At 56.1% G+C, this 19,519-nt stretch carries 11 protein-coding genes and 1 pseudogene; 10 read left to right on the forward strand and 2 right to left on the reverse strand.

Annotated elements, in window-relative coordinates:
• Window positions 1-680: 680 nt before the first annotated feature.
• The 9 genes and pseudogenes from TU86_RS18700 to TU86_RS18740 all read left to right on the forward strand — a co-directional run.
• Window positions 681-1,706, forward strand: a complete 1,026-nt coding sequence (locus TU86_RS18700; RefSeq protein WP_048365911.1) for a LacI family DNA-binding transcriptional regulator — start codon at window positions 681-683, stop codon at window positions 1,704-1,706.
• A gap of 84 nt (window positions 1,707-1,790) precedes the next feature.
• Window positions 1,791-2,567, forward strand: a complete 777-nt coding sequence (locus TU86_RS18705; RefSeq protein ID WP_048365804.1) for a sugar phosphate isomerase/epimerase family protein — start codon at window positions 1,791-1,793, stop codon at window positions 2,565-2,567.
• Complete coding sequence (locus TU86_RS18710; RefSeq protein WP_048365805.1) at window positions 2,560-3,522, forward strand: sugar kinase; 963 nt, start codon at window positions 2,560-2,562, stop codon at window positions 3,520-3,522. The genes TU86_RS18705 and TU86_RS18710 overlap by 8 nt, the downstream gene beginning before the upstream one ends.
• A gap of 54 nt (window positions 3,523-3,576) precedes the next feature.
• Window positions 3,577-4,872: an MFS transporter gene (locus TU86_RS18715; RefSeq protein ID WP_048365806.1), complete on the forward strand. Its 1,296-nt coding sequence runs from the start codon at window positions 3,577-3,579 to the stop codon at window positions 4,870-4,872.
• A gap of 20 nt (window positions 4,873-4,892) precedes the next feature.
• Window positions 4,893-5,864 carry an NAD(P)-dependent oxidoreductase gene (locus tag TU86_RS18720; protein WP_048365912.1) on the forward strand — a complete coding sequence of 324 codons (972 nt, stop codon included), beginning with the start codon at window positions 4,893-4,895 and terminating at the stop codon, window positions 5,862-5,864.
• A 238-nt stretch (window positions 5,865-6,102) separates the two neighbouring features.
• Window positions 6,103-9,297, forward strand: a complete 3,195-nt coding sequence (locus TU86_RS18725; protein ID WP_053076068.1) for a S8 family serine peptidase — start codon at window positions 6,103-6,105, stop codon at window positions 9,295-9,297.
• A gap of 408 nt (window positions 9,298-9,705) precedes the next feature.
• On the forward strand, window positions 9,706-13,500 hold the full coding sequence (locus TU86_RS18730) for a hypothetical protein (protein WP_053076069.1): 3,795 nt from the start codon (window positions 9,706-9,708) through the stop codon (window positions 13,498-13,500).
• Window positions 13,501-13,768: 268 nt separating this feature from the next.
• Window positions 13,769-14,047, forward strand: coding sequence for a DUF1652 domain-containing protein (locus tag TU86_RS18735; RefSeq protein WP_048365807.1), 279 nt, complete (start codon window positions 13,769-13,771; stop codon window positions 14,045-14,047).
• Window positions 14,048-14,263: 216 nt separating this feature from the next.
• Window positions 14,264-15,658: pseudogene (locus tag TU86_RS18740) on the forward strand (TonB-dependent receptor); the annotation flags it as partial.
• 38 nt (window positions 15,659-15,696) lie between these two features.
• On the opposite strand, the gene pssA reads toward TU86_RS18740, so the two are convergent.
• On the reverse strand, window positions 15,697-17,040 hold the full coding sequence (gene pssA / locus TU86_RS18745; protein WP_048365808.1) for a CDP-diacylglycerol--serine O-phosphatidyltransferase: 1,344 nt from the start codon (window positions 17,038-17,040) through the stop codon (window positions 15,697-15,699).
• Window positions 17,041-17,129: 89 nt separating this feature from the next.
• Window positions 17,130-18,266, reverse strand: a complete 1,137-nt coding sequence (locus tag TU86_RS18750) for a glycerate kinase (RefSeq protein WP_048365809.1) — start codon at window positions 18,264-18,266, stop codon at window positions 17,130-17,132.
• A gap of 196 nt (window positions 18,267-18,462) precedes the next feature.
• On the opposite strand from TU86_RS18750, the gene TU86_RS18755 reads away from it, so the two are divergent.
• Window positions 18,463-19,518, forward strand: coding sequence for a tetratricopeptide repeat protein (locus TU86_RS18755; RefSeq protein WP_048365810.1), 1,056 nt, complete (start codon window positions 18,463-18,465; stop codon window positions 19,516-19,518).
• Window position 19,519 lies beyond the last annotated feature (1 nt).

Raw genomic sequence — 19,519 nt, forward strand, 5'->3', positions numbered from 1 at the left:
CCGGGCGAAGTTGCCACATTTTGAAATATTTAGTCCAGCATTTTTTTTGGCGTCAAAATGCGATCAATCGCTAAGTAACCGAAAACATTGGAAGTTTTGCTGCAAGGTTTTTCTGCGACCAACAAAACGTCTCGTTATATTCGTTTAAGGAATAACGATACACGTTAAAACAGAGGCTTGCCGTTCACTGGCTGACTGCACGGTCTAGTGCGCCCCCCTAAACTTACAGGCGTGTCGTTCGTACTGCCCGCCGGGCCGACTTTTAACTTTTAGCGCCTGAAAACATGCGTTTTTAACAGCGACCTATCATGGCCTCTCACCCGATAGACGCCGCATACAACGCGCCAAATAAGTGCAAATTAACAACGTGTTTTCTTATAAAAAACGTCGCTTATTTGTAAGTATCAGACGCATCAAGTAATTGAATAACCAATACTCGCTATCGACGCTGTTATGACTGCCTTAATTCTGCGCCGTGTGAATACCCCTCACCGCTTTAGTGCAGAGCACGCATTCACAGTGTCAGTACCTGACGGTGCCAAGGCGCCTCATACCGCTAGACCTGAGAATCGTCCTACAAACGGCACTTGACGGTAGTGGGTGATTTGGGTTTCCCTGAAACCGGTTTCAGCGTCATGAATGAGACCGCCTGCGATAACACCAATAAAAGGTTTCAGGCCGTGAATAGCTTTTCTGCCGCCCAACGCTCACGCGTCACCATGCTGGATGTTGCCCAACGTGCTGGCGTTTCCAAAGCCAGCGTGTCGCGCTTTATCGGCGAAGACCGCGCCTTGCTCTCTGACGCCACTGCGCAACGGATTGAGCGTGCCATCGACGAGCTGGGCTATCGCCCCAACCAAATGGCGCGTGGTCTCAAGCGTGGACGTACCCGGCTGATTGGCATGCTGGTGGCGGATATCCGTAACCCGTACTCCATTGCTGTGATGCACGGTGTCGAGACGGCTTGTCGCCTTCACGGTTACAACTTGGTGGTGTGTAACACCGATCGTAGCGATGAGCAGGAAAGCCAACACCTTGCAGCCCTGCGCGCTTACAACATCGAAGGGCTGATCCTGAACACCCTCGGCCATCATCCTGACGCGTTGCAAGCGCTGCATCAGGAGATGCCCATCGTGCTGATTGATCGCAAGGTCGAGCAGTTGCACACCGACCTGGTGGGTCTGGACAACGCCGGGGCCGTGCGCACGGCCTTGCAGCACCTGCACGAGCAGGGGTTTCGTGACGTGTTAATGGTCAGCGAACCCGTGGACGGCACCAGTTCTCGCCTTGAGCGCATCGCCAGCTTTACCGTGCAACTGGCCCATTACCCGGCGCTGCGTGGCGCCGTCATCGAAACCGGCCCCGCCCTTTTCAGCCTTGTTCAAACCTTCTTAAAAACTCCCGGCTGCGGCCCCAAAGCGCTGTTTTGCGCCAACGGGGTGGCCGCACTGGCCTGCACGCAAGTGTTGCGCGCGCTCAACTGCAACCTGTTTGAGGAGGTGGGGGTCATCGCTCTGGATGACCTGGAGTGGTACCCGTTGGTCGGCAGCGGCATTACCGCCCTCGCCCAGCCCACCCAACAGATCGGCGCCAGCGCTTTTGAGTGCCTGTTCAAACGCTTGAGCGGCGACAAAACCGCGCCACGCGCGCTCGATTTTGCCGCACAGCTCATCGTTCGCGGTTCGACACAACCCCCTGCTGCCTGACGTTTTTACTGCTGGCGTCCTTCATACGAACACGCGCCGGCCTTTATCTAACAAGAAATGAAACCGGTTTCAGAGGTAAGCACCATGAACACATTCCCTGTCTCAATCAGCCTGTCGAGCTATGGCGCCGACCTGGTACGAAAGCGTGGTCAACAGAGTTTTATTGCGCTACTGGCCAACGCGGGCGCTCAACGCATTGAAGTGCGTGAAGAACTGCTGACCGACGAAAACCCGGCAGCATTCAGCCTGGCCATCGACGAATATGCACTGGAATGCGTGTACTCCTCGCCTATGCAATTGTGGGATGCAGGTCAAACGCGGCCCAACCCTCAGTTGCTTGCGACCTTGCGTCGCGCCCACAGCTTTGGTGCCAAATGGCTAAAGGTGTCGCTGGGCTATTTCACCGAACATTGCGATATGGCCAATCTTGCGGCGTGTCTTGGCCAGCAACCGGTGCAATTGTTGGTTGAAAACGACCAAACCTCCCAAGGCGGTCGCATTGAGCCGCTCCAGCGGTTTTTTGATGCCGTTGAGCAGCAAGACGCGCCTGTGCGCATGACCTTTGACATTGGTAACTGGGCCTGGCAAGACCAATCTGCCAGCACGGCCGCACGTTTACTCGGGCGCCATGTCACCTACCTGCATTGCAAAGGAGTTGCCCGCCGCCCGGATGGCAAGCTGATTGCCACCCCGCCGACGGCCACTGACTTACAAATGTGGGAACACTTACTGCCTCACATGCTTCAGGGCCTGCCCCGTGCGGTGGAATACCCGTTACAAGGCAACGACCTGGACTGGCTGACCAAAGAGCACGTCGCCACGCTGGCCGCACTTGGGCAACAGGAGCTGAGCCATGTCTAAGGTCGATGTTCTGTCGTTTGGTGAAACCATGGCCATGTTGGTGGCCGAGCACACGGGCGATTTGGCGCAGGTCGCGTTGTTTCATAAACGCATTGCCGGGGCTGACAGCAACGTGGCCATAGGCCTGGCACGGCTGGGGTTTAACGTGTCCTGGCTGAGTCGCGTGGGCGCAGACTCGCTTGGCCGCTTCGTACTCCAGACCCTGCAAGCTGAAGGCCTTGACTGTCAGCACGTTGACATCGATCCGTTGCACCCCACGGGCTTTCAATTCAAGTCCCGTGTCGAGGATGGCAGTGACCCGCAAGTGGAATATTTCCGCCGCGGCTCAGCCGCCAGTCACCTGAACCGCGACGCCATCACCCCACACCTGCTCAATGCCGGGCACTTGCATGCCACCGGCATTGTGGCCGCGCTGTCTGCCAACTGCCGCGAGCTGTCATTTGAACTGATGCAGGCCATGCGTGCGGCCGGGCGCACGGTGTCTTTCGACCCCAACCTGCGCACCTCGCTGTGGGCCAGCGAGTCGCAGATGATTGGCGACATCAACGCCCTCGCCGCCCGAGCGGACTGGGTATTGCCGGGGTTGAGCGAAGGCCGGTTACTGACCGGCTATGACGACCCGTGTGACATTGCCAGGTTCTATCTGGACCAAGGGGCCGAAGCCGTGATCATCAAACTGGGTCCAAAAGGAGCCTACTACCGCACCGCAGACGCGGAAGATTTTGTACCGGCAGTGCCCGTAGAAAACGTGATCGACACCGTCGGCGCGGGCGACGGTTTCGCCGTGGGGGTCATCAGTGCCCTGTTGGAAAATCAGGGTTTTGCCCAAGCGGTCCAGCGCGGCAACTGGATTGGCAGCCGTGCCGTGCAAAGCCGTGGCGACATGGAGGGACTGCCCTCGCGCGCCGATTTAAACCTGCACATGGCGCACTGTGCGCCCGGTGAAACTGCGTAACTTGCTGCACCCGTGACCTGCTGCGACAAAAACAACAAGCTCAGGAGCAACGCCATGCACACGCTAAAACTCGCTGCCCGCCGGTGGTGGTACATCATGCCGATCGTGTTTATCACCTACAGCCTGGCCTATCTGGACCGTGCCAATTATGGCTTTGCCGCCGCCTCGGGCATGGCCGAAGACCTGAACATTACGCCGGGGCTTTCGTCATTGCTGGGGGCATTGTTCTTCCTTGGCTACTTCTTTTTTCAGGTGCCAGGGGCGATCTATGCGCAGAAGAACAGTGTCAAAAAGCTGATTTTTGTCAGTCTGATTCTGTGGGGCGGCCTTGCCACCCTGACCGGCGTGGTCTCCAACGCCTACACGCTGATTGCCATACGCTTCATGCTCGGCGTGGTCGAAGCAGCCGTGATGCCCGCGATGCTGGTGTACCTGTGCCATTGGTTCACCCGTGCCGAACGTTCACGGGCCAATACCTTTCTGATCCTGGGCAACCCGGTGACGATGCTCTGGATGTCGGTCGTGTCAGGCTATCTGGTGCAGCATTACAGCTGGCGCTGGATGTTTATCGTCGAAGGCCTGCCAGCGGTGCTCTGGGCATTCATTTGGTGGCGTCTGGCCGATGACCGTCCAAGCGAAGCCAAATGGCTCAGCCTGCAAGAGAAGCAAGACCTGCAAAGCGCGCTGGATGCCGAACAAGTCGGCATGACGCCAGTGAAGAACTACGCGGCGGCCTTTCGCTCACCCAAAGTCATCCTGCTGGCGTTGCAGTTCTTCTGCTGGAGCATTGGCGTGTATGGCTTTGTGCTGTGGCTGCCGTCGATCCTTAAGCAGGGCGCGCACATGGACATGATCGAGGCCGGCTGGCTCTCGGCCCTGCCGTATCTGGCGGCGGTGATCGCCATGCTGGGGGTGTCCTGGGGATCAGACAAACTGCAAAGACGTAAACGCTTCGTCTGGCCGCCGCTGTTGATAGCCTCCATCGCTTTCTACGGCTCCTACGCCTTGGGCGCTGAGCATTTTTGGTTGTCCTACACGCTACTGGTGATTGCGGGCGCTTGTATGTACGCGCCCTATGGCCCCTTCTTCGCCATCATTCCGGAAATCCTGCCCTCCAATGTAGCTGGTGGTGCGATGGCACTCATTAACAGCATGGGGGCACTGGGGTCGTTTTCAGGCTCGTACCTGGTGGGTTACTTGAATAGCGAAACCGGCTCACCTGGCGCTTCGTACCTGTTGATGAGCGGCGCACTGCTGATTTCGGTGCTGCTCACTCTGATGCTCAAACCCACCACGAAAGACCCTGTTGCGCCACAACTCAGCGCCGCCCAGCGTCTGGCCCATTCTTGAATTAAATGTTGGTGACCGCCTTGAAAAAACACATCGTGCTCTACAAAAAGCTGTCCGATGCGCTGATGCACCGCTTGCAGGCGCACGCGCATGTCACGCTGATTGAGCGCCTTGACGCACAGGGTCTGGAGCAACTGCGCGCCGCCCTGCCCCAGGCACACGGTTTACTGGGGGCAAGCCTGAAGCTGGATGCGCAACTGCTGGACCTTGCCCCCCAACTTGAGGCCATTGCCAGCGTGTCCGTGGGCATCGACAACTATGACCTCGAGTACCTCAATGCACGCAAGATCCTGCTCACCCACACACCCGACGTACTCACCGAAACCACGGCCGACACTGGCTTTGCCCTGATTTTGGCCACCGCCCGGCGCGTGGTTGAACTGGCCATTCGTGTGCGCAATGGCCAATGGCAAAAAAATATCGGCCCCGAGCTTTTCGGCACCGATGTGCATGGCAAAACCCTGGGCATCATCGGCATGGGCCGCATCGGCGAAGCATTAGCCCAACGCGGCCATTTTGGCTTTGGCATGCCTGTCATCTATCACAGCCACTCGCCCAAACCGGCGGTTGAAGCGCGCTTTGATGCGCAATACCGCAGCCTTGAGCAATTGTTGCAAGAGGCCGACTTTATTTGCCTGACGTTGCCGTTGACCGCCGAAACTGAAGGCTTGGTAGGTAGCGAACAATTCGCCCTGATGCGCCCCGAAAGCATTTTTATCAACATTTCACGGGGCAAGGTGGTCGACGAAGTCGCGCTGATTCACGCCTTACAAAACGGACTGATTCGCGCAGCAGGTCTGGATGTGTTCGAACGCGAACCACTCGATACGGCCTCGCCCTTGCTCACGCTGGATAACGTGGTCGCCACGCCGCATATCGGCTCGGCCACGATAGAAACCCGTGAAGCCATGGCCCGATGTGCCGTGGACAACCTGTTGGCCGCGCTGGCTGGAGAGCGGCCACCGAATCTGGTGGGCACGTTTCATCAGTGAAAAACTGAAACTCACGGATCCAGAGAAATGCCCTTAAGGGCTCTCAGCAACCTACCGACACCCATGTTACTCAGGTGGCATGGGTCATCACCGTTGTTTAATACCCCACCTTTTAATCTTGCATTTGCTCACGTCATTAGCAGATCGCTCTTATCCATCGAGCGCAGCGCCCTACAGGCATCAGCCAGCCAATTGCTCAAGCTAGCCGGCTATGACAATTGCAATGGGTTATTCAAGGATGTGGAACTTAAAATCGCACCATGGGCCACGCAACAACCGTGGCTATGAACGCGTGCCTGGGACGCTCGCAATCAGTTTGCTGACCAGCCTGTGGACCGGGCAGGTGCTGGCCTATGACGAAAGAGGCCAGTTGAACGATCCCGCCAGTTGGCACAGCACGGAGTACCAGTCCAATTGGGGACTGCAAGCCATCGGGGCTGATTACGCTTACGCCAGAGGCCTGAACGGCATCGGCATACACATGGGCATGCTCGACACAGGCACTGACCTGCGTCACCCCCAGTTACATGGCAAAGATCACACAGGGCTGAACCTGGCAGAGCCTGGATGCCACAGTGAACAAAACCTGTCGGTCGCCGACGGGTGTTTTTATACCCGTGGTGATCTCGAACAAGTGACCTGGAACGATGTGCCCCCTGAAGACATTCTGGCGTTCGAACAAAGCGTGGCCGATGGGCTGGTTGATGCCCAAGAGTTGAAATACTTTCTGGAAAACATCGGAGTACGCGCTGACAGCCACGGGACACATGTGGCAGGCACACTGCTGGCGAACCGAGACGGTGAAGGGATTCACGGGCTAGCCTGGGGGAGCCAGCTGCACGCGATGCGCCATTCCACCCATGCCTACTTCAGCCCGGTATCTATTGAACTTGAACCGCGCTCTTTGACACTAAGCGCCATATCCGATGCTCATGCGCAACTCCAGCAGCTACAGGTTCGCCTGATTAACCACAGCTGGGGGCTGGCTCAAGTGCTGAGGAGTGTTACACAGCTAGACCAGAGTCTACTGGGAGCTCCCGGTCAGTTAGGCAGTGCATTGGGAGACGCCTCCCGTCAGTTTGGCTTGTTGCAAGTCTGGGCGGCGGGAAATACACCTGAGTATGCAAATCTGTCCCCAGAAAGCGCGCCGTTCGCAGACGCTTTGCCAACGCTGCCACGCCTGTACCCTGAGCTGGAGCCTTACTGGCTCAGCGTGGTCAATGTGAATCAAAGCCTCACACTCTCTGACCGTTCTATGCGCTGCGGATATAGCCACAATTGGTGCCTGGCAGCACCCGGCACCGACATTAATTCCACAGTGGTCTCAGCGCAGATAGAGGCCGAAAAAACCTATGACATGCAGGGCGAAATAAGCGGGTTCAAGATCATTGCAAACCAGCCAACGTTTGCTTATGAGGTTGAATCAGGCACGTCGATGGCTGCACCACACGTTACAGGCGGCCTTGCCTTGCTAATGGAGCGCTTCCCTTATCTGAGTAACGCGCAAATCCGCGACGTACTCCTGACCACTGCACGCGATCTGGGTGTGCCCGGCGTGGATGAGGTGTATGGCTGGGGCTTGATGGACCTGAAAAAAGCCATCGACGGGCCTGGGCAGTTACGCGTCGATACCCACGTGGCAATGAGTGCTCAAGCAGGTGGAGCCAAGGTTTGGCAGGGTCATGCGTGGGACGATTGGCGAAACGATATCGGCGGGCTTGGCCGTCTTGGCAAGAGCGGGCCTGGCTGGCTACGACTCAGTGGCCACAATAGCTTTGCAGGCGCAACGCTAGATGATGGCACCTTGGAGCTCCAGGGCATTCAACGTTTATCGAGCGACATTCAGGTCAAGGGTGGGCGACTGCTTATTAACGGTACGTTGCTCAATACCGCCCTCAACATAAACGGCGGCATGGCGCACATTGCCGGTCAACAGTTGGGCGCTTACACCCGTGTTGGCCCAGCCGGGTTTCTAAGGGGTGATGGCACGCTCTCGCACACTCAGGTACTGGGCACCCTTGCTCCCGGTAGTGCGGACAAGGCCCTGAACGTCAATGGCGATTACGAGCAAGGCCGCGAGTCACTGTTCATTTTCCGACCTGGCCTTATGCCTGCCAAACCTGCACTCGAGGTGACCGGTTCAGCACTGCTACACGGTGGGACCTTGCACCTGATCCCGCAGGCTGAGGTGATGACACTGGGACAACGCTACGCGGTACTTGAAGCCGATGCCGGTGTTTACGGGCAGTTTAGCTCGGTGGATCACCCTGCGATTTCACCGTTTTTACGCATTGATCAGACTCTGGACTTGAACGCGTTGGGGCTTGAAGTCAGCCGTGGTGTGCCGCTGGCCTCTGCGGCCACTACGTCCAACCAGCGTGCTACGGCCAACGCTGCCGACCGCCTGACCGTATCGCATCCTCTGGCGCAGCGCTTGACTGCGTTATTTCCCGTAGACGCCCCGCCTGCGCTCGACCAACTGAGCGGCCAAATACATGCAAGTACCCAGTCAGTGTTGATGGAAAACAGTCGCGTCATACGCAATACAGCACTTGAGCATGCAGGCAGTGTGCAGCACCACCCCACACAAGAGTCGCCACCTTCACGCCAAACCGTGTGGGTTCAGTCCCTGCACAACAATGGCCGCATCGACGGCAATAGCAATGCTCAAGCGGCACGCTACACCACCACAGGTGTGCTGTTGGGTGCCGATCTTGACTTCAACCAAGGCACGCGCCTCGGCGTAATGATGGCCAGCGGCCAAGGCGACGTCACAACTGGCTTGCGCGACAAAGCCCGGTTCGACGCGTATCAGATTGGCCTGTATGCCGGGCACACGTGGGACGCATTCGGGCTTTATGGCGGGCTGGCTTATGCCCATCACACAGTCCAAAGCAAACGCCGGGTCAGCTTCACAGGACTGAATGAAACACTGTCCAGTGACGCCAAAAGTCGTACCCGACAGGCGTTTATCGAAGGCCGCTATCGTTGGCAATCGGGGATATGGGACGTACAACCCTACTTGCAACTGGCGCACGTACGGTTACACCGCGCGCCCTATAAAGAACAAGGGGGACATGGCGCATTAAACATCCGTAGCACCCAGAGCGCAGTGAATATGGCCACTGGAGGCATACGTTTCATGTTCGATCTGAGCAAAACTTCAGTGGGTCCTGCCTGGCTAAGCATCACCTCTGGCGCGGCTTATACGCGTGGCAGTGGGGACCTGCGACCCGTATCCGACGTTGCCTGGCAAGAGGGCGCCACGATGCACATCAGCGGTGCACCGATGAACAAGGCTAGCACCCAGTTGGACATCGGCGGCGTTGCACAGCTAACTCCTGATAGCACTTTTAACGTCAGCATGAACCATCACCGCGGTGATCGTGCCCGCGAACATGGCATTACAGCGCACTACAGTTTTGCTTTCTGAATGAGCCAACGAACAGGCCAGGCTGATGCTCAGGTCTGTTTTTTGTCCAAAAAACTGCACCTGGGCGTTACAGCCTAGGCTCTGTACCCACAGTGGCTGGACCTGATGTGTTTAACGCTGCAAACATCAGATCGGCCACAGTGCGTTCGTCCAAATGACTGTACCCAACACCCTCCTCGCTGCCCCCCCTCTTTACATCAGTCGTAACCAATGCATTCCGGGCCGTAGATTGCTGCCTGTCATTAATGATCTGCAATCAAAACACCCCGAGTGTACGAACTCCTTACACGTTGCTGACGGTGCCTAGGAACCCGAAAACGTGATTTGCGCACCCACAAGGACGCCTCAGGAACCCATCACGTCCTGTCGCCAGAGAATCATCTCGCCACATTTTACAGGAGTCCTTGAATGACAACTTCCACGCTTTCGACAGTACAGAACAGGCCGCAGCAGCCCCTGCCCACCGCCAAAGAACTGGCACCTGCTTCGCAAGACAGGCCGCAAACCTCTTCAGAGCCACACACCCTTACCCATCATTCTGTGGCTGCACAGACCCACCCCAAAAACCTCTCAAGCACCGCATCAGTCAGCGTAGGTTTGAAAAAGGCATTAGCCGATAAACAAGACCTAATGGAGTTGGGCAAAAAACTTAACGCAATCATGACGAAGCTGGGGCCACATCCTCCTCCTGGAGCCATAACATCTGAACTTAAAAATACGCAGATGGACATTCACCCCGACTCGCCCTACATCCCCCAGTCGGGCAGTACGGTCACACTCGAAACGTATATCAAGGACAGTGAGTGGTTTTTACCGACACGCTCTTTACAAGTAAGCACTCTGGCGGATGCCGTACTGAGCAGAGCCTTGCAGCACCCGCTGGGCAATTTTGGCGGCAGCCTGTCATGGCCGCGACCTCTCACTGAACGTGAACAAAGCACCCTATTGAGCGGCGCCACCAATTTCGTTGCTAGTCGTCCAAATCCATCGCACATGGGCGGCACAAGCGTCGGAATACTGGAATACCTGAACAGCAACCAAAAGCTCAGCGAAGAAGCTATAAAAAACCCGGCCAAGGCGCTGGAGACCATCATCAGTACGCCTCGCGCCCAAGCACTTGGGCAAAGCTTACAAGCTCAATTAGATGGCATCGCCACGGACTCCAGCGCGAATGATTACGCGCTGGCAGCCATTAATTTGATGCTCGACCCGGATGCCTTAACCACGCCACGCCGTAACAAAGTCGCTGGCTTCGACTTGGCACAGCAAAGTCACTGGGGAGAACCGGTATCGAAAATACGCGCAGAACTGAGCAGCCACTTGAGCCGCACGGGTAAAACCACCCCTGAGATGGCCAACGTGGGCGCCTACCTGCTATTGGCAAGAAAAGCACCGGAGTTCCTGGCTAAAGATATCCCCGACAGCGTGACCTATGGCAGTGGCGCCTGGGTCAGCTTCGCCGTTGCAGCGGCTTCGGTAGAGGCTAATGCTCCGGGCACCGTTCCCAACTTGAGCTATGCCCAGGTCATGACTGAGGCTCAAACCCTCGGAGCGCAATATAAAGCCAGCACTCAACAAGCCAATAAGCTCGCCCTGCTGGATTGGGCCGTGGTTCAAGGCATTCTCCCGGCAAAAGAATCCGAAGATTACAGCGCGCAAGAAATCGAGCTAGGGAGAACCACGTTCAATGCTCAGTCGTCTGAACGAATTAAAGGATCCAGACTAGCGAACACCGAAATCCCCAGCCGCAAAGAAATTGCGTTGCTCAAACTTAAAGAGCGGTTTGGTGCAGGTGTGCCTTTTGAAGAACCGCTGCTGGAACCTAAACATCCCTCGACACCGTCTCCCTACCTGTTATCTGTGGCGGCGCGAGGCCCCGTGTACGGTCACTCACTGCTCGATATTGCGATGGGCGGGCAGGTAATGAGCAACATCGAATGGAAAACTTCCGATCCGCGTATCGCGGCGGCTATCAAAGACAAATCCCTCGTGTTCGACACCAACGAAGTGTTCAATACGAAATTCTCACAGGCCATGGACGACACTAAAGAATCGATTGCCATCCTTATTAAACATTTCATCTCCGAACTTCCCTTGCCTGACAGAAAGAACTTTGAATTCGGCGCGCTAGAGTTTCGTCAAGAACAAATATATAAAAGAGGACTGACGAGCACTCACGTCGATAAAAAGCCTTCGCTCTTTGTGAAGACCACGGTTGGCTCCACACAGTGCGCTTATGAAATCAATACCTCTGAGGGGAAAATAAAACCGATCTCGATGGGTATTTATAACCACTCGGACCGACTCTCTGGCGCTAACACTATAAAGATGGAAGCGTTTATACCCTCCACCGTCGCAAACCTGACATCCAGACCTCCCTCCAGTACAGGCCTGCCCCCCAATAGTTTTTCAAGTCCGCGCACTCAAACCATTGCCAATGTAATGGTTGAGCATCTTGATATTGATAACGAGGCGGTGGTGAGGCAAGCCACGGGTAGTACACGTTACGAAGACGCACTCGACGCCGAGAAGAACGTCAATAATTTTTTTCTGGACCTGATTCCCTTGAGATCCGCCATTGTTAACTTTAGTAAGGGCAATTATGGTGCAGGGGCTTTAGACCTCGCTTTTGATATATTTGGTTTTGCTACAGCCGCCGCCGGGGTCAGTGCGAAAGTTTTAAACGTCACCAGTAAAGCCGCTTCGACGGGGGCTAAAATTTTGCAGGCAAGCAAAATTATTGGCAAGCCTCTTATTGGGGAATTTAACCCCTTCAGTGTCGCCGGCACTCTCCTTGAGGGCGGGGTTAAACTTACAAGCAAGGCGATCAAGACATTCAGTGCAGCCAGTGGCAGCTATGACTTCTTGAAGGCGGCCAGCCGACAGTATGAAATCGCGGCGAAGGGGAACTTACAGATTGCCGGAAACAGCGTAGAGACCAGCGCGGTGCTCAAAGAGGGTAAATGGTACAGCTATGATGCTGCCCGTTCGCGCCCCTATGGCGCGCACCTGAACAATTTTTCGCCCACCGTGGTGGCACGCGATGGGGACATCCAGCACTCGGGCTGGTTTTCCAGTTGGTTTGGCAACACATCCAATCCGAACTTTGCACAAGATTTTGAAACGGCGCGCGCGAACGCATTACTTACCGATAACACAGGTTTCAATCGTGGCTTTAGTAGTCAAACGCCACCTAACGTATCAGGTTACGCCGCGTCAATGAAAATTGATGACATTAAGAAGCTGGCCGTGGCCTCCACGTGCTCTGCGGAACAACTAGGCCGTCTGTCTCAGCGAATAGATTTCCTGGAGAAATTACCTCAGGCGTATGGGACACAACTGATAAACGCCAAACTCGCTGATGCACACAATTTCAATCTGGGTTATACGTCAGGCAACCCCGCTGTTATTAACGGGTATTCTCCTTCATTGACGATTCCCCAGCTAAAAGAACTGACGCTGGTTCCCGGTCGAACACCACACGAGATTGGCTGTTTAAGAAAAAAAATTGAACTTGACGCCATACACATTAGCTTAGGTAATTCCCAAAGGTTCAGTGAGGAGGTCACCGCGGCCGGAGGGAAGATGTTACACATGCCGCAAGGATTCTATCTCAATCAGGTCAACCCTATCTCGGTAGGTGAATGTGCAGCGCTGTCCAACGCAATGGCTTATGCCATTCAAGAAGGGAAGCAACACATATTGATCGAAAATTTCTATACCACGGTGGCGCATCCTGAGCATGTCAACACACAAAAATTTAAGCAAAATCTGACAAACTTTCAGGCCACCCTTAGAACAGATTTTCACGGTGGACAAACCCCCTACCAGGCAACTTACTCAGAAATCATTGCAGATCTGGCCGATGCGAGAGCATCAGGGAGCATACTGATCGGGAATAATAAACATGGGGTGACAGCCGGAGTGGTAGTGAACGGGTCTGCTAAAAAATGGTTTTATTACGACCCGAACTTTGGCCTGGCATCGTTTCAAACTAAAGAGAGCTTACGTAATGGCTTGGAACGCATCATGAATAGTGGCCCGGCCAGCCAAATGTTTAAGCCCGACCCACGCACCCTTACCTATGATGTCTCTGCGTTCGATGAGTTGCACTTGATAAGTACCGTTAACAGCATGAATGTCTTAACTCTTTTCAACGGTCTTATCAAAATTCCTAAAACTACACCGCCAACTACACCGTAAGGCCTGTTAAGGGAGCCAGTTGTTGGCTCCCCATGCCTGGATAACCGTCAACCCCTGTGTTGAGCTAAAGCCGCTCACATCTGCAAAGCGACGCTAAATCGCTTCACTGCATGATTTACATCAAAAACTCGCCATTCAATTGACCTTCAGGTAACAAAAATCTCATCGCGTTGTACGACAGGTGCTAGGTTTGACCCGGTAAGGCTCGAATAACAGATGCCGGGCTTTACCCGTTACCGTTCAGACACTGAGCAAAAGGAAACGCTCGATGAATCCTATGGGCAACAGTACTAAAGTGACCTTTCCCAACGCCTGCCAACTGATGCGCTGGCATTTTAAACCGATGGGCTTTGAGGCAACCATGGATGCGCCTCGCAGCATGATCGTGCGACTGTACGACCGCGCCAGTGGCGAGACGGTTATCGCAATTGCCGGCATTCCCTGCTCCACCGTCATGACCACCGGCGAAGTGGCGCACATCATTCAAGCCGTTGAAGACGAGCTTGAGAGTTTCGTTCCACCGCAGGCATGGCGCGTACTGGCCTGAATCTCGCAGCGCATTGAAGCCTCACGCCTCTCACAACCGACCTCTCCCACGAGGATCACGCCTGATCCTCTTTCTCGATAACTTCATGTCGCGCTCTGTTTCTTAAAGGGCGGGCAGATATTTCTTTTTGTTACAACTACGAATCTATATCATTTGCTTTTATATCCACATGGAAGCTGATCACCTCATTATTCTTCGCATGCGGAAATTTCGATGTTGCCCTCACCTCCCCTGCCTTTTCGTCTACCCCCCATTGCTGCAACCCTCATCGGCTGCCTGAGTGCGTGTGCCGGTTTTGCCGTCCATGCTGATCAAGCAGCGGGGGGCACGTTGACACTGGACCCTACCGCTGTATCGGCCGATGCCCCGCCCCAAAACGCCTTACCTGCTGTGTACAGCGGCGGTCAGATCGCGCGCGGCGGTGAATTGGGCGTGCTGGGTAATCAGGACATCATGGATGTCCCTTTCACGATGTCGAGCTACACCTCGCAACTGATTGAAGACCAACAGGCCGAAAACCTGGGTGATGTGCTGCTCAATGACGCCTCCGTGCGCCAGTCATTCGGCTACGGCAACGCCTCACAAATTTTTGTGATCCGCGGCCTCCCCCTCAGCACAGATGATATTTCCTATAACGGTTTGTACGGTGTTCTGCCACGCCAGGTCATTTCAGCTGACAACCTTGAGCGTGTAGAAGTGTTCAAAGGGCCGAATGCCTTCATCAATGGCGTTACGCCTACCGGTTCGGGGGTGGGAGGCGGCATTAACCTTCAGCCAAAACGCGCGTTGGACACACCGACCCGACGCTTTACCACGGATATTTCCAGCGATGGACGCGTAGGTGAGCACCTCGATCTGGGACAACGCTTTGGCACCGACAACCCGTTCGGGGTACGCATGAACCTGGCGCAACGCGCAGGTGACACCGCCATCGACGATGAAAACCAGCGCACCAAGCTGTTTGCCCTGGGTCTGGATTACCGTGGTGATCGCTTGCGTGTATCGACTGATGTTGGCTATCAAAAGCAACGCATCAATGGCAACCGTAACGTGGTGTACGCGGGCGCCAAGCTCTCAGACATCCCCCATGCCCCCGATGCCGACCACAACTACAGCCAGAAGTGGACATCCACTGAACTGGAAGACACGTTTGGCATGGCGCGTGCCGAGTACGACCTCAACGACCACTGGACCGCGTATGCCGCAGCCGGGGCCAAACACACGCGTGAAGTCGGTAATTATTCGACGCCAACCTTGGTCAACTCTGCAGGCGCGACCACGGCCTCAAACATGTTTGTGGCCCACGATGAAGACAACCGCAGTGCAATGGCCGGGCTGCGTGGCAAATTTCAGACCGGGCCTGTGAGCCATCAAGCCAACCTGGGGTTAAGCGGCATCTGGACCCAGCAACGCTCGGCCTATGACTTGAGCGCCACCTTCAACAACAACCTGTATGACACCGTAGACGTGCCAAAACCTGCCCCCGGTAAATACGTGGGTGGCGACATTAATGATCCGGGGATTGTCGGTAAAACCATCAACCGCAGCGTTGCGCTCTCTGACACCGTGGGCTTTGTCGATGACCGTATTCTTCTAACGACCCGAAGAAGGACAGGCCGGTGGTTAAAACTGGTCTGCCCACCCTGCGCTCACAGTATCCGGTACAGCAAGCGCTCGATCCGCACCCGGCTGACCCGGCGCAAAAACTTGGCCACTGCTGGCGGGTAATCGGCCAGGGTTTCCAAGTGTTTGTATGAGTCAATGCGCCGGGCGTGAGCAAAAATCGCATCCAGCTCTTTGCGTCGTGGCTCTAGCAGTTCGCGCCGTGGATCATCGATCAACAGGCCGTTTTCCAGATCCAGACGAAACGCCCTCGGATTGAGGTTATTGCCCGTAATCAGGGTGTAGCGCTCATCCACCCACATACCCTTGAGGTGATAGGTGTTATCGCCGTCGCGCCACAAGTGCAGGTTCAGCAGGCCGCTGTCGATCATACGCTGATGACTTTTAGCAAACCGGCGCAGGCTCAACTCATACAAATACGGCAACGCCGCGATCACTTTGAACGGCTCACTGGGCGGGATGTAGAAATCATTCGCCGTCTTGTCACCAACCACGATATCAATGCGTACACCCCGCTCCAGCGCGCGATTGATTTCGCGGGTCACAGGCAAAGGCAGATTGAAGTACGGGGTACAGAGGGTCAGTTGCTGTTGCGCACTGGCGATCAATTCACAGATCACGCGACTGAGCGGGTTGTTTTTACCCACCCCCAGCAAAGGGCTGACAGACAGGCCGAAATGGCCGACCGTACCGGCGCTGGTGTCGTAACTGGCTTTTTTCAGACGACTGCGCAGATCACCGATGGCAGAGCGCAGACTGCGCGTGCTCGGCAGTGAAGGCACATCAAGCCGATGCACCGCTTGGGTCTGGATCAAATCGTGCTGCACAAAATGCTGCATCGAATCGGCCAACGGCTTGTTGTTAAGTACGTGATAGCGATCGAAACGGTACTTGTCGAACTTGTGCAGGTACACGTTATTGAGGCTGGCACCGCTGTAGATCACGCAGTCGTCAACGATGAAGCCTTTAAGGTGCAACACCCCGAACAGTTCACGGGTTTGCACCGGCACGCCGTAAATCGGTACCTGCGTGTCATGTGCCTGCGTCTGCGCCTGATACCAGGCCGCATTGCCAGGCTGCTTGCCCGCGCCAATCAATCCGCGCTGAGCGCGCAGCCAATCGACCATGACCACGATTTCAAGCTCAGGCCGGGCGGCTTTGGCGGCATGCAGAGCATCGAGAATTTCCTGTCCGGCTTCATCCTGTTGCAGGTACAAGGCCACCAGCGTAATGCGCTGACGGGCACCTGCAATATGCTGCAACAGGCAACGGCGAAACTCGGCCGCACTGGGCAAGATGTGCACCGCATCGGCGGCCAACGGGAAACTGCGCAACTTAGGCAGCAAAGAGCGTTTGAAGAACGACGGCATAGGGCTCGCTAAGGGTCGAATGCGAAGAACCGCGAAGCTTACACGATTCTGTGTTTTAAGCATTAGCCACGCCGCTGTCGGTGGCCCTCTTAACCCTGGCCCAGGCTCCACAACCGTGCGATGTCGCGCGCGCGATCAGTCAACAACTGCGACGCATGCGCACACGCGTGCTCCAGCGTCATCGGGCCGCTGGTTAGAGCAAACGCCGCATGAATGCCGTGCGCGTAGAGCGCTTGATAGCCATCACCCAAAGTGCCCGCCACTACGACCACAGGCACGCCGTGTTGCTGAGCGATGCGTGCCACGCCAAAGGGCGTCTTGCCGCGCAAGGTTTGTGCATCGAAACGGCCTTCGCCGGTGATGACCAGCGCCGCGCCCTGCACCGCCTCTGCCAGAGCGACCAGTTCCGCGACGACCTCCACCCCGGCGCGAAACTGCGCGCCAAGAAACGCCTTGGCAGCAAAGCCCAACCCACCTGCCGCTCCAGAGCCTGGCTCATCACGCACATCCTTGGGCAGCACAGTGGCGCAACGGTCTGCAAAATGCCCCAGCGCCTGGTCCAGCAGGTTGACTTGCTCGGGCGAGGCGCCTTTCTGCGGGCCGAAAATGGCCGAGGCGCCGTGCTCGCCGCACAGCGGGTTATTCACGTCCGCTGCGATTTCAAAGCGCACCCCGGCCAGCCTTGCATCCAGCCCTTGCAGTTCGATGCGGGCCAGCTTGGCCAACGCTAAACCGCCACGAGGCAGCGGCTGACCTTGAGCATCAAACAATCCCAGCCCCAAGGCTTGCAGCGCCCCGGCACCTGCATCATTGGTCGCACTGCCACCGATGGCCAGAATGATGCGCTGTGCGCCTGCGTCCAGCGCGGCCTTGATCAACTCACCGGTGCCATAGGTGCTGCTGATGCATGCATTGCGTTGGCCGAGCGCCACCAATTGCAAGCCACTGGCTTCTGCCATTTCAATGATCGCGGTGTGGCTGTCCGGCAGCCAGCCCCAGTTCGCCTGAACCGGCTCACCCAAAGGCCCTTGCACCTGATGACGGCGTAACTGGCCATTGCCTGCTGCCACAATCGCGTCAACGGTTCCCTCACCGCCGTCGGCCATCGGGCATTTGATCAACTGCGCGTGCGGCAAGACGTCAGCCAGGCCGATAGCAATGGCATCGGCGACTTTTGCAGCGCTCAGGCTGTCTTTGAACGAGTCAGGGGCAATGACGATTTTCATCAGGCAAATCTCCAGTTCTTATGCACGCCATGCTGCCAGCAACCGTGGGTAAACACGCCAGTCGGCTGCACAAGGTATCACGGGCTTTGTTGTACATTCCCACAAGCTCAGCGCTTGAGGTCAGACAAGGGTTTGACTCATCAGGCTCACTGGCCGAAGCTGAACACCCTTACGCACGCCTGTTTCTGGAATTTGCATGCTCAAGCCCCGCCGCTATCTGCTGATCAGCCTTGCCTCTGCCATCGTTGCCGCCTGCCTCTGGTTGTGGATGCGCCCTAGCGCGACCGTGAACTCTGCCAGCGTCCCCCACAGCTACGCCAAGGCGCTTGAGCAGGCGCACAATGGTCAGCCGGGGGCTGCGCGCGTGCTTTATCAGCAATTGGCCCGTACTGATTTATCCGACATCCGCCGCGCCAGCCTGCATGCCGAACTGCCCAACTACCCCAGCCCGCAAGCCTTGAAGCTTGCCGATGCCGATTTGCAACATCCTTCGCCTCTGGTTCGCGAAGCCGCGATCCAGAGCATCGTCGGCTTGGTGCCGAACGCTCAACGCACACTGCTGCTGGGGCCGATCCTGGATGACACGCAGCAAAGCGTGCGCTTTGCTGCCGCCAATGCGTTGCTGGGGTTATCACCGGATGAGCAAGGGCTGTATTTCGGTCCGCTGCAACACGTAATTGACGAATATGAACGGGCACTCAAAACCCAGCCGGACAGCGCACAAGCGCAAGGCCAACTGGCACGGCTGTACCTGCATGAAGGTCAATTGGACGATGCTCAAGCCGCGCTGGAAAAAGTCACCCTCCTTGAACCGGACAATCTAAGAGCCGTGGTCGCGCGGGTAGAGTTGCTGGACAAGCGCGGTGAAACTGACAAGGCCCGCGCATTATTGGCCCAGCAACTGCAAGCCAAGCCCGACTCTGCCTACTTACAACATGCACTGGGCATTTGGCTGCTTAACCATGGCCAAACCGAGTACGCCCTGCTGGGTTTGGCTAAAGCGGTAGAACTGGAACCCGACAACAGCGACTACCGTTACAAGCTTGCGATCGCCTTGCATGACCTTGAGCAACTGGAGGCGGCACAACGCCAACTTGAAGAACTGCTGCAACGCCAGCCTTCCAATCGCAAAGCCCGGGTGTTGTTAATCCGTTACTGGAAGGAGTCCGGGCAATTGCAAAATGTGCAGGTGCTGCTGGCGCAGCTGGAGCAGCAAAACCCGGATGACCCGGCCTTACAGCAGGGACTTTGAG

The organism is Pseudomonas weihenstephanensis, assembly GCF_001043055.1.
GTDB classification, from domain to species: Bacteria; Pseudomonadota; Gammaproteobacteria; order Pseudomonadales; family Pseudomonadaceae; genus Aquipseudomonas; species Aquipseudomonas weihenstephanensis.

Coding starts and splice junctions, on each gene's coding strand:
- TU86_RS18710 (WP_048365805.1), top strand. CDS start 2,560: ATGTCTAAGGTCGATGTTCTGTCGTTTGGTGAAACCATGGCCATGTTG.
- pssA (WP_048365808.1), bottom strand. CDS start 17,040: ATGCCGTCGTTCTTCAAACGCTCTTTGCTGCCTAAGTTGCGCAGTTTC.
- TU86_RS18705 (WP_048365804.1), top strand. CDS start 1,791: ATGAACACATTCCCTGTCTCAATCAGCCTGTCGAGCTATGGCGCCGAC.
- TU86_RS18750 (WP_048365809.1), bottom strand. CDS start 18,266: ATGAAAATCGTCATTGCCCCTGACTCGTTCAAAGACAGCCTGAGCGCT.
- TU86_RS18735 (WP_048365807.1), top strand. CDS start 13,769: ATGAATCCTATGGGCAACAGTACTAAAGTGACCTTTCCCAACGCCTGC.
- TU86_RS18730 (WP_053076069.1), top strand. CDS start 9,706: ATGACAACTTCCACGCTTTCGACAGTACAGAACAGGCCGCAGCAGCCC.
- TU86_RS18725 (WP_053076068.1), top strand. CDS start 6,103: ATGTGGAACTTAAAATCGCACCATGGGCCACGCAACAACCGTGGCTAT.
- TU86_RS18715 (WP_048365806.1), top strand. CDS start 3,577: ATGCACACGCTAAAACTCGCTGCCCGCCGGTGGTGGTACATCATGCCG.
- TU86_RS18755 (WP_048365810.1), top strand. CDS start 18,463: ATGCTCAAGCCCCGCCGCTATCTGCTGATCAGCCTTGCCTCTGCCATC.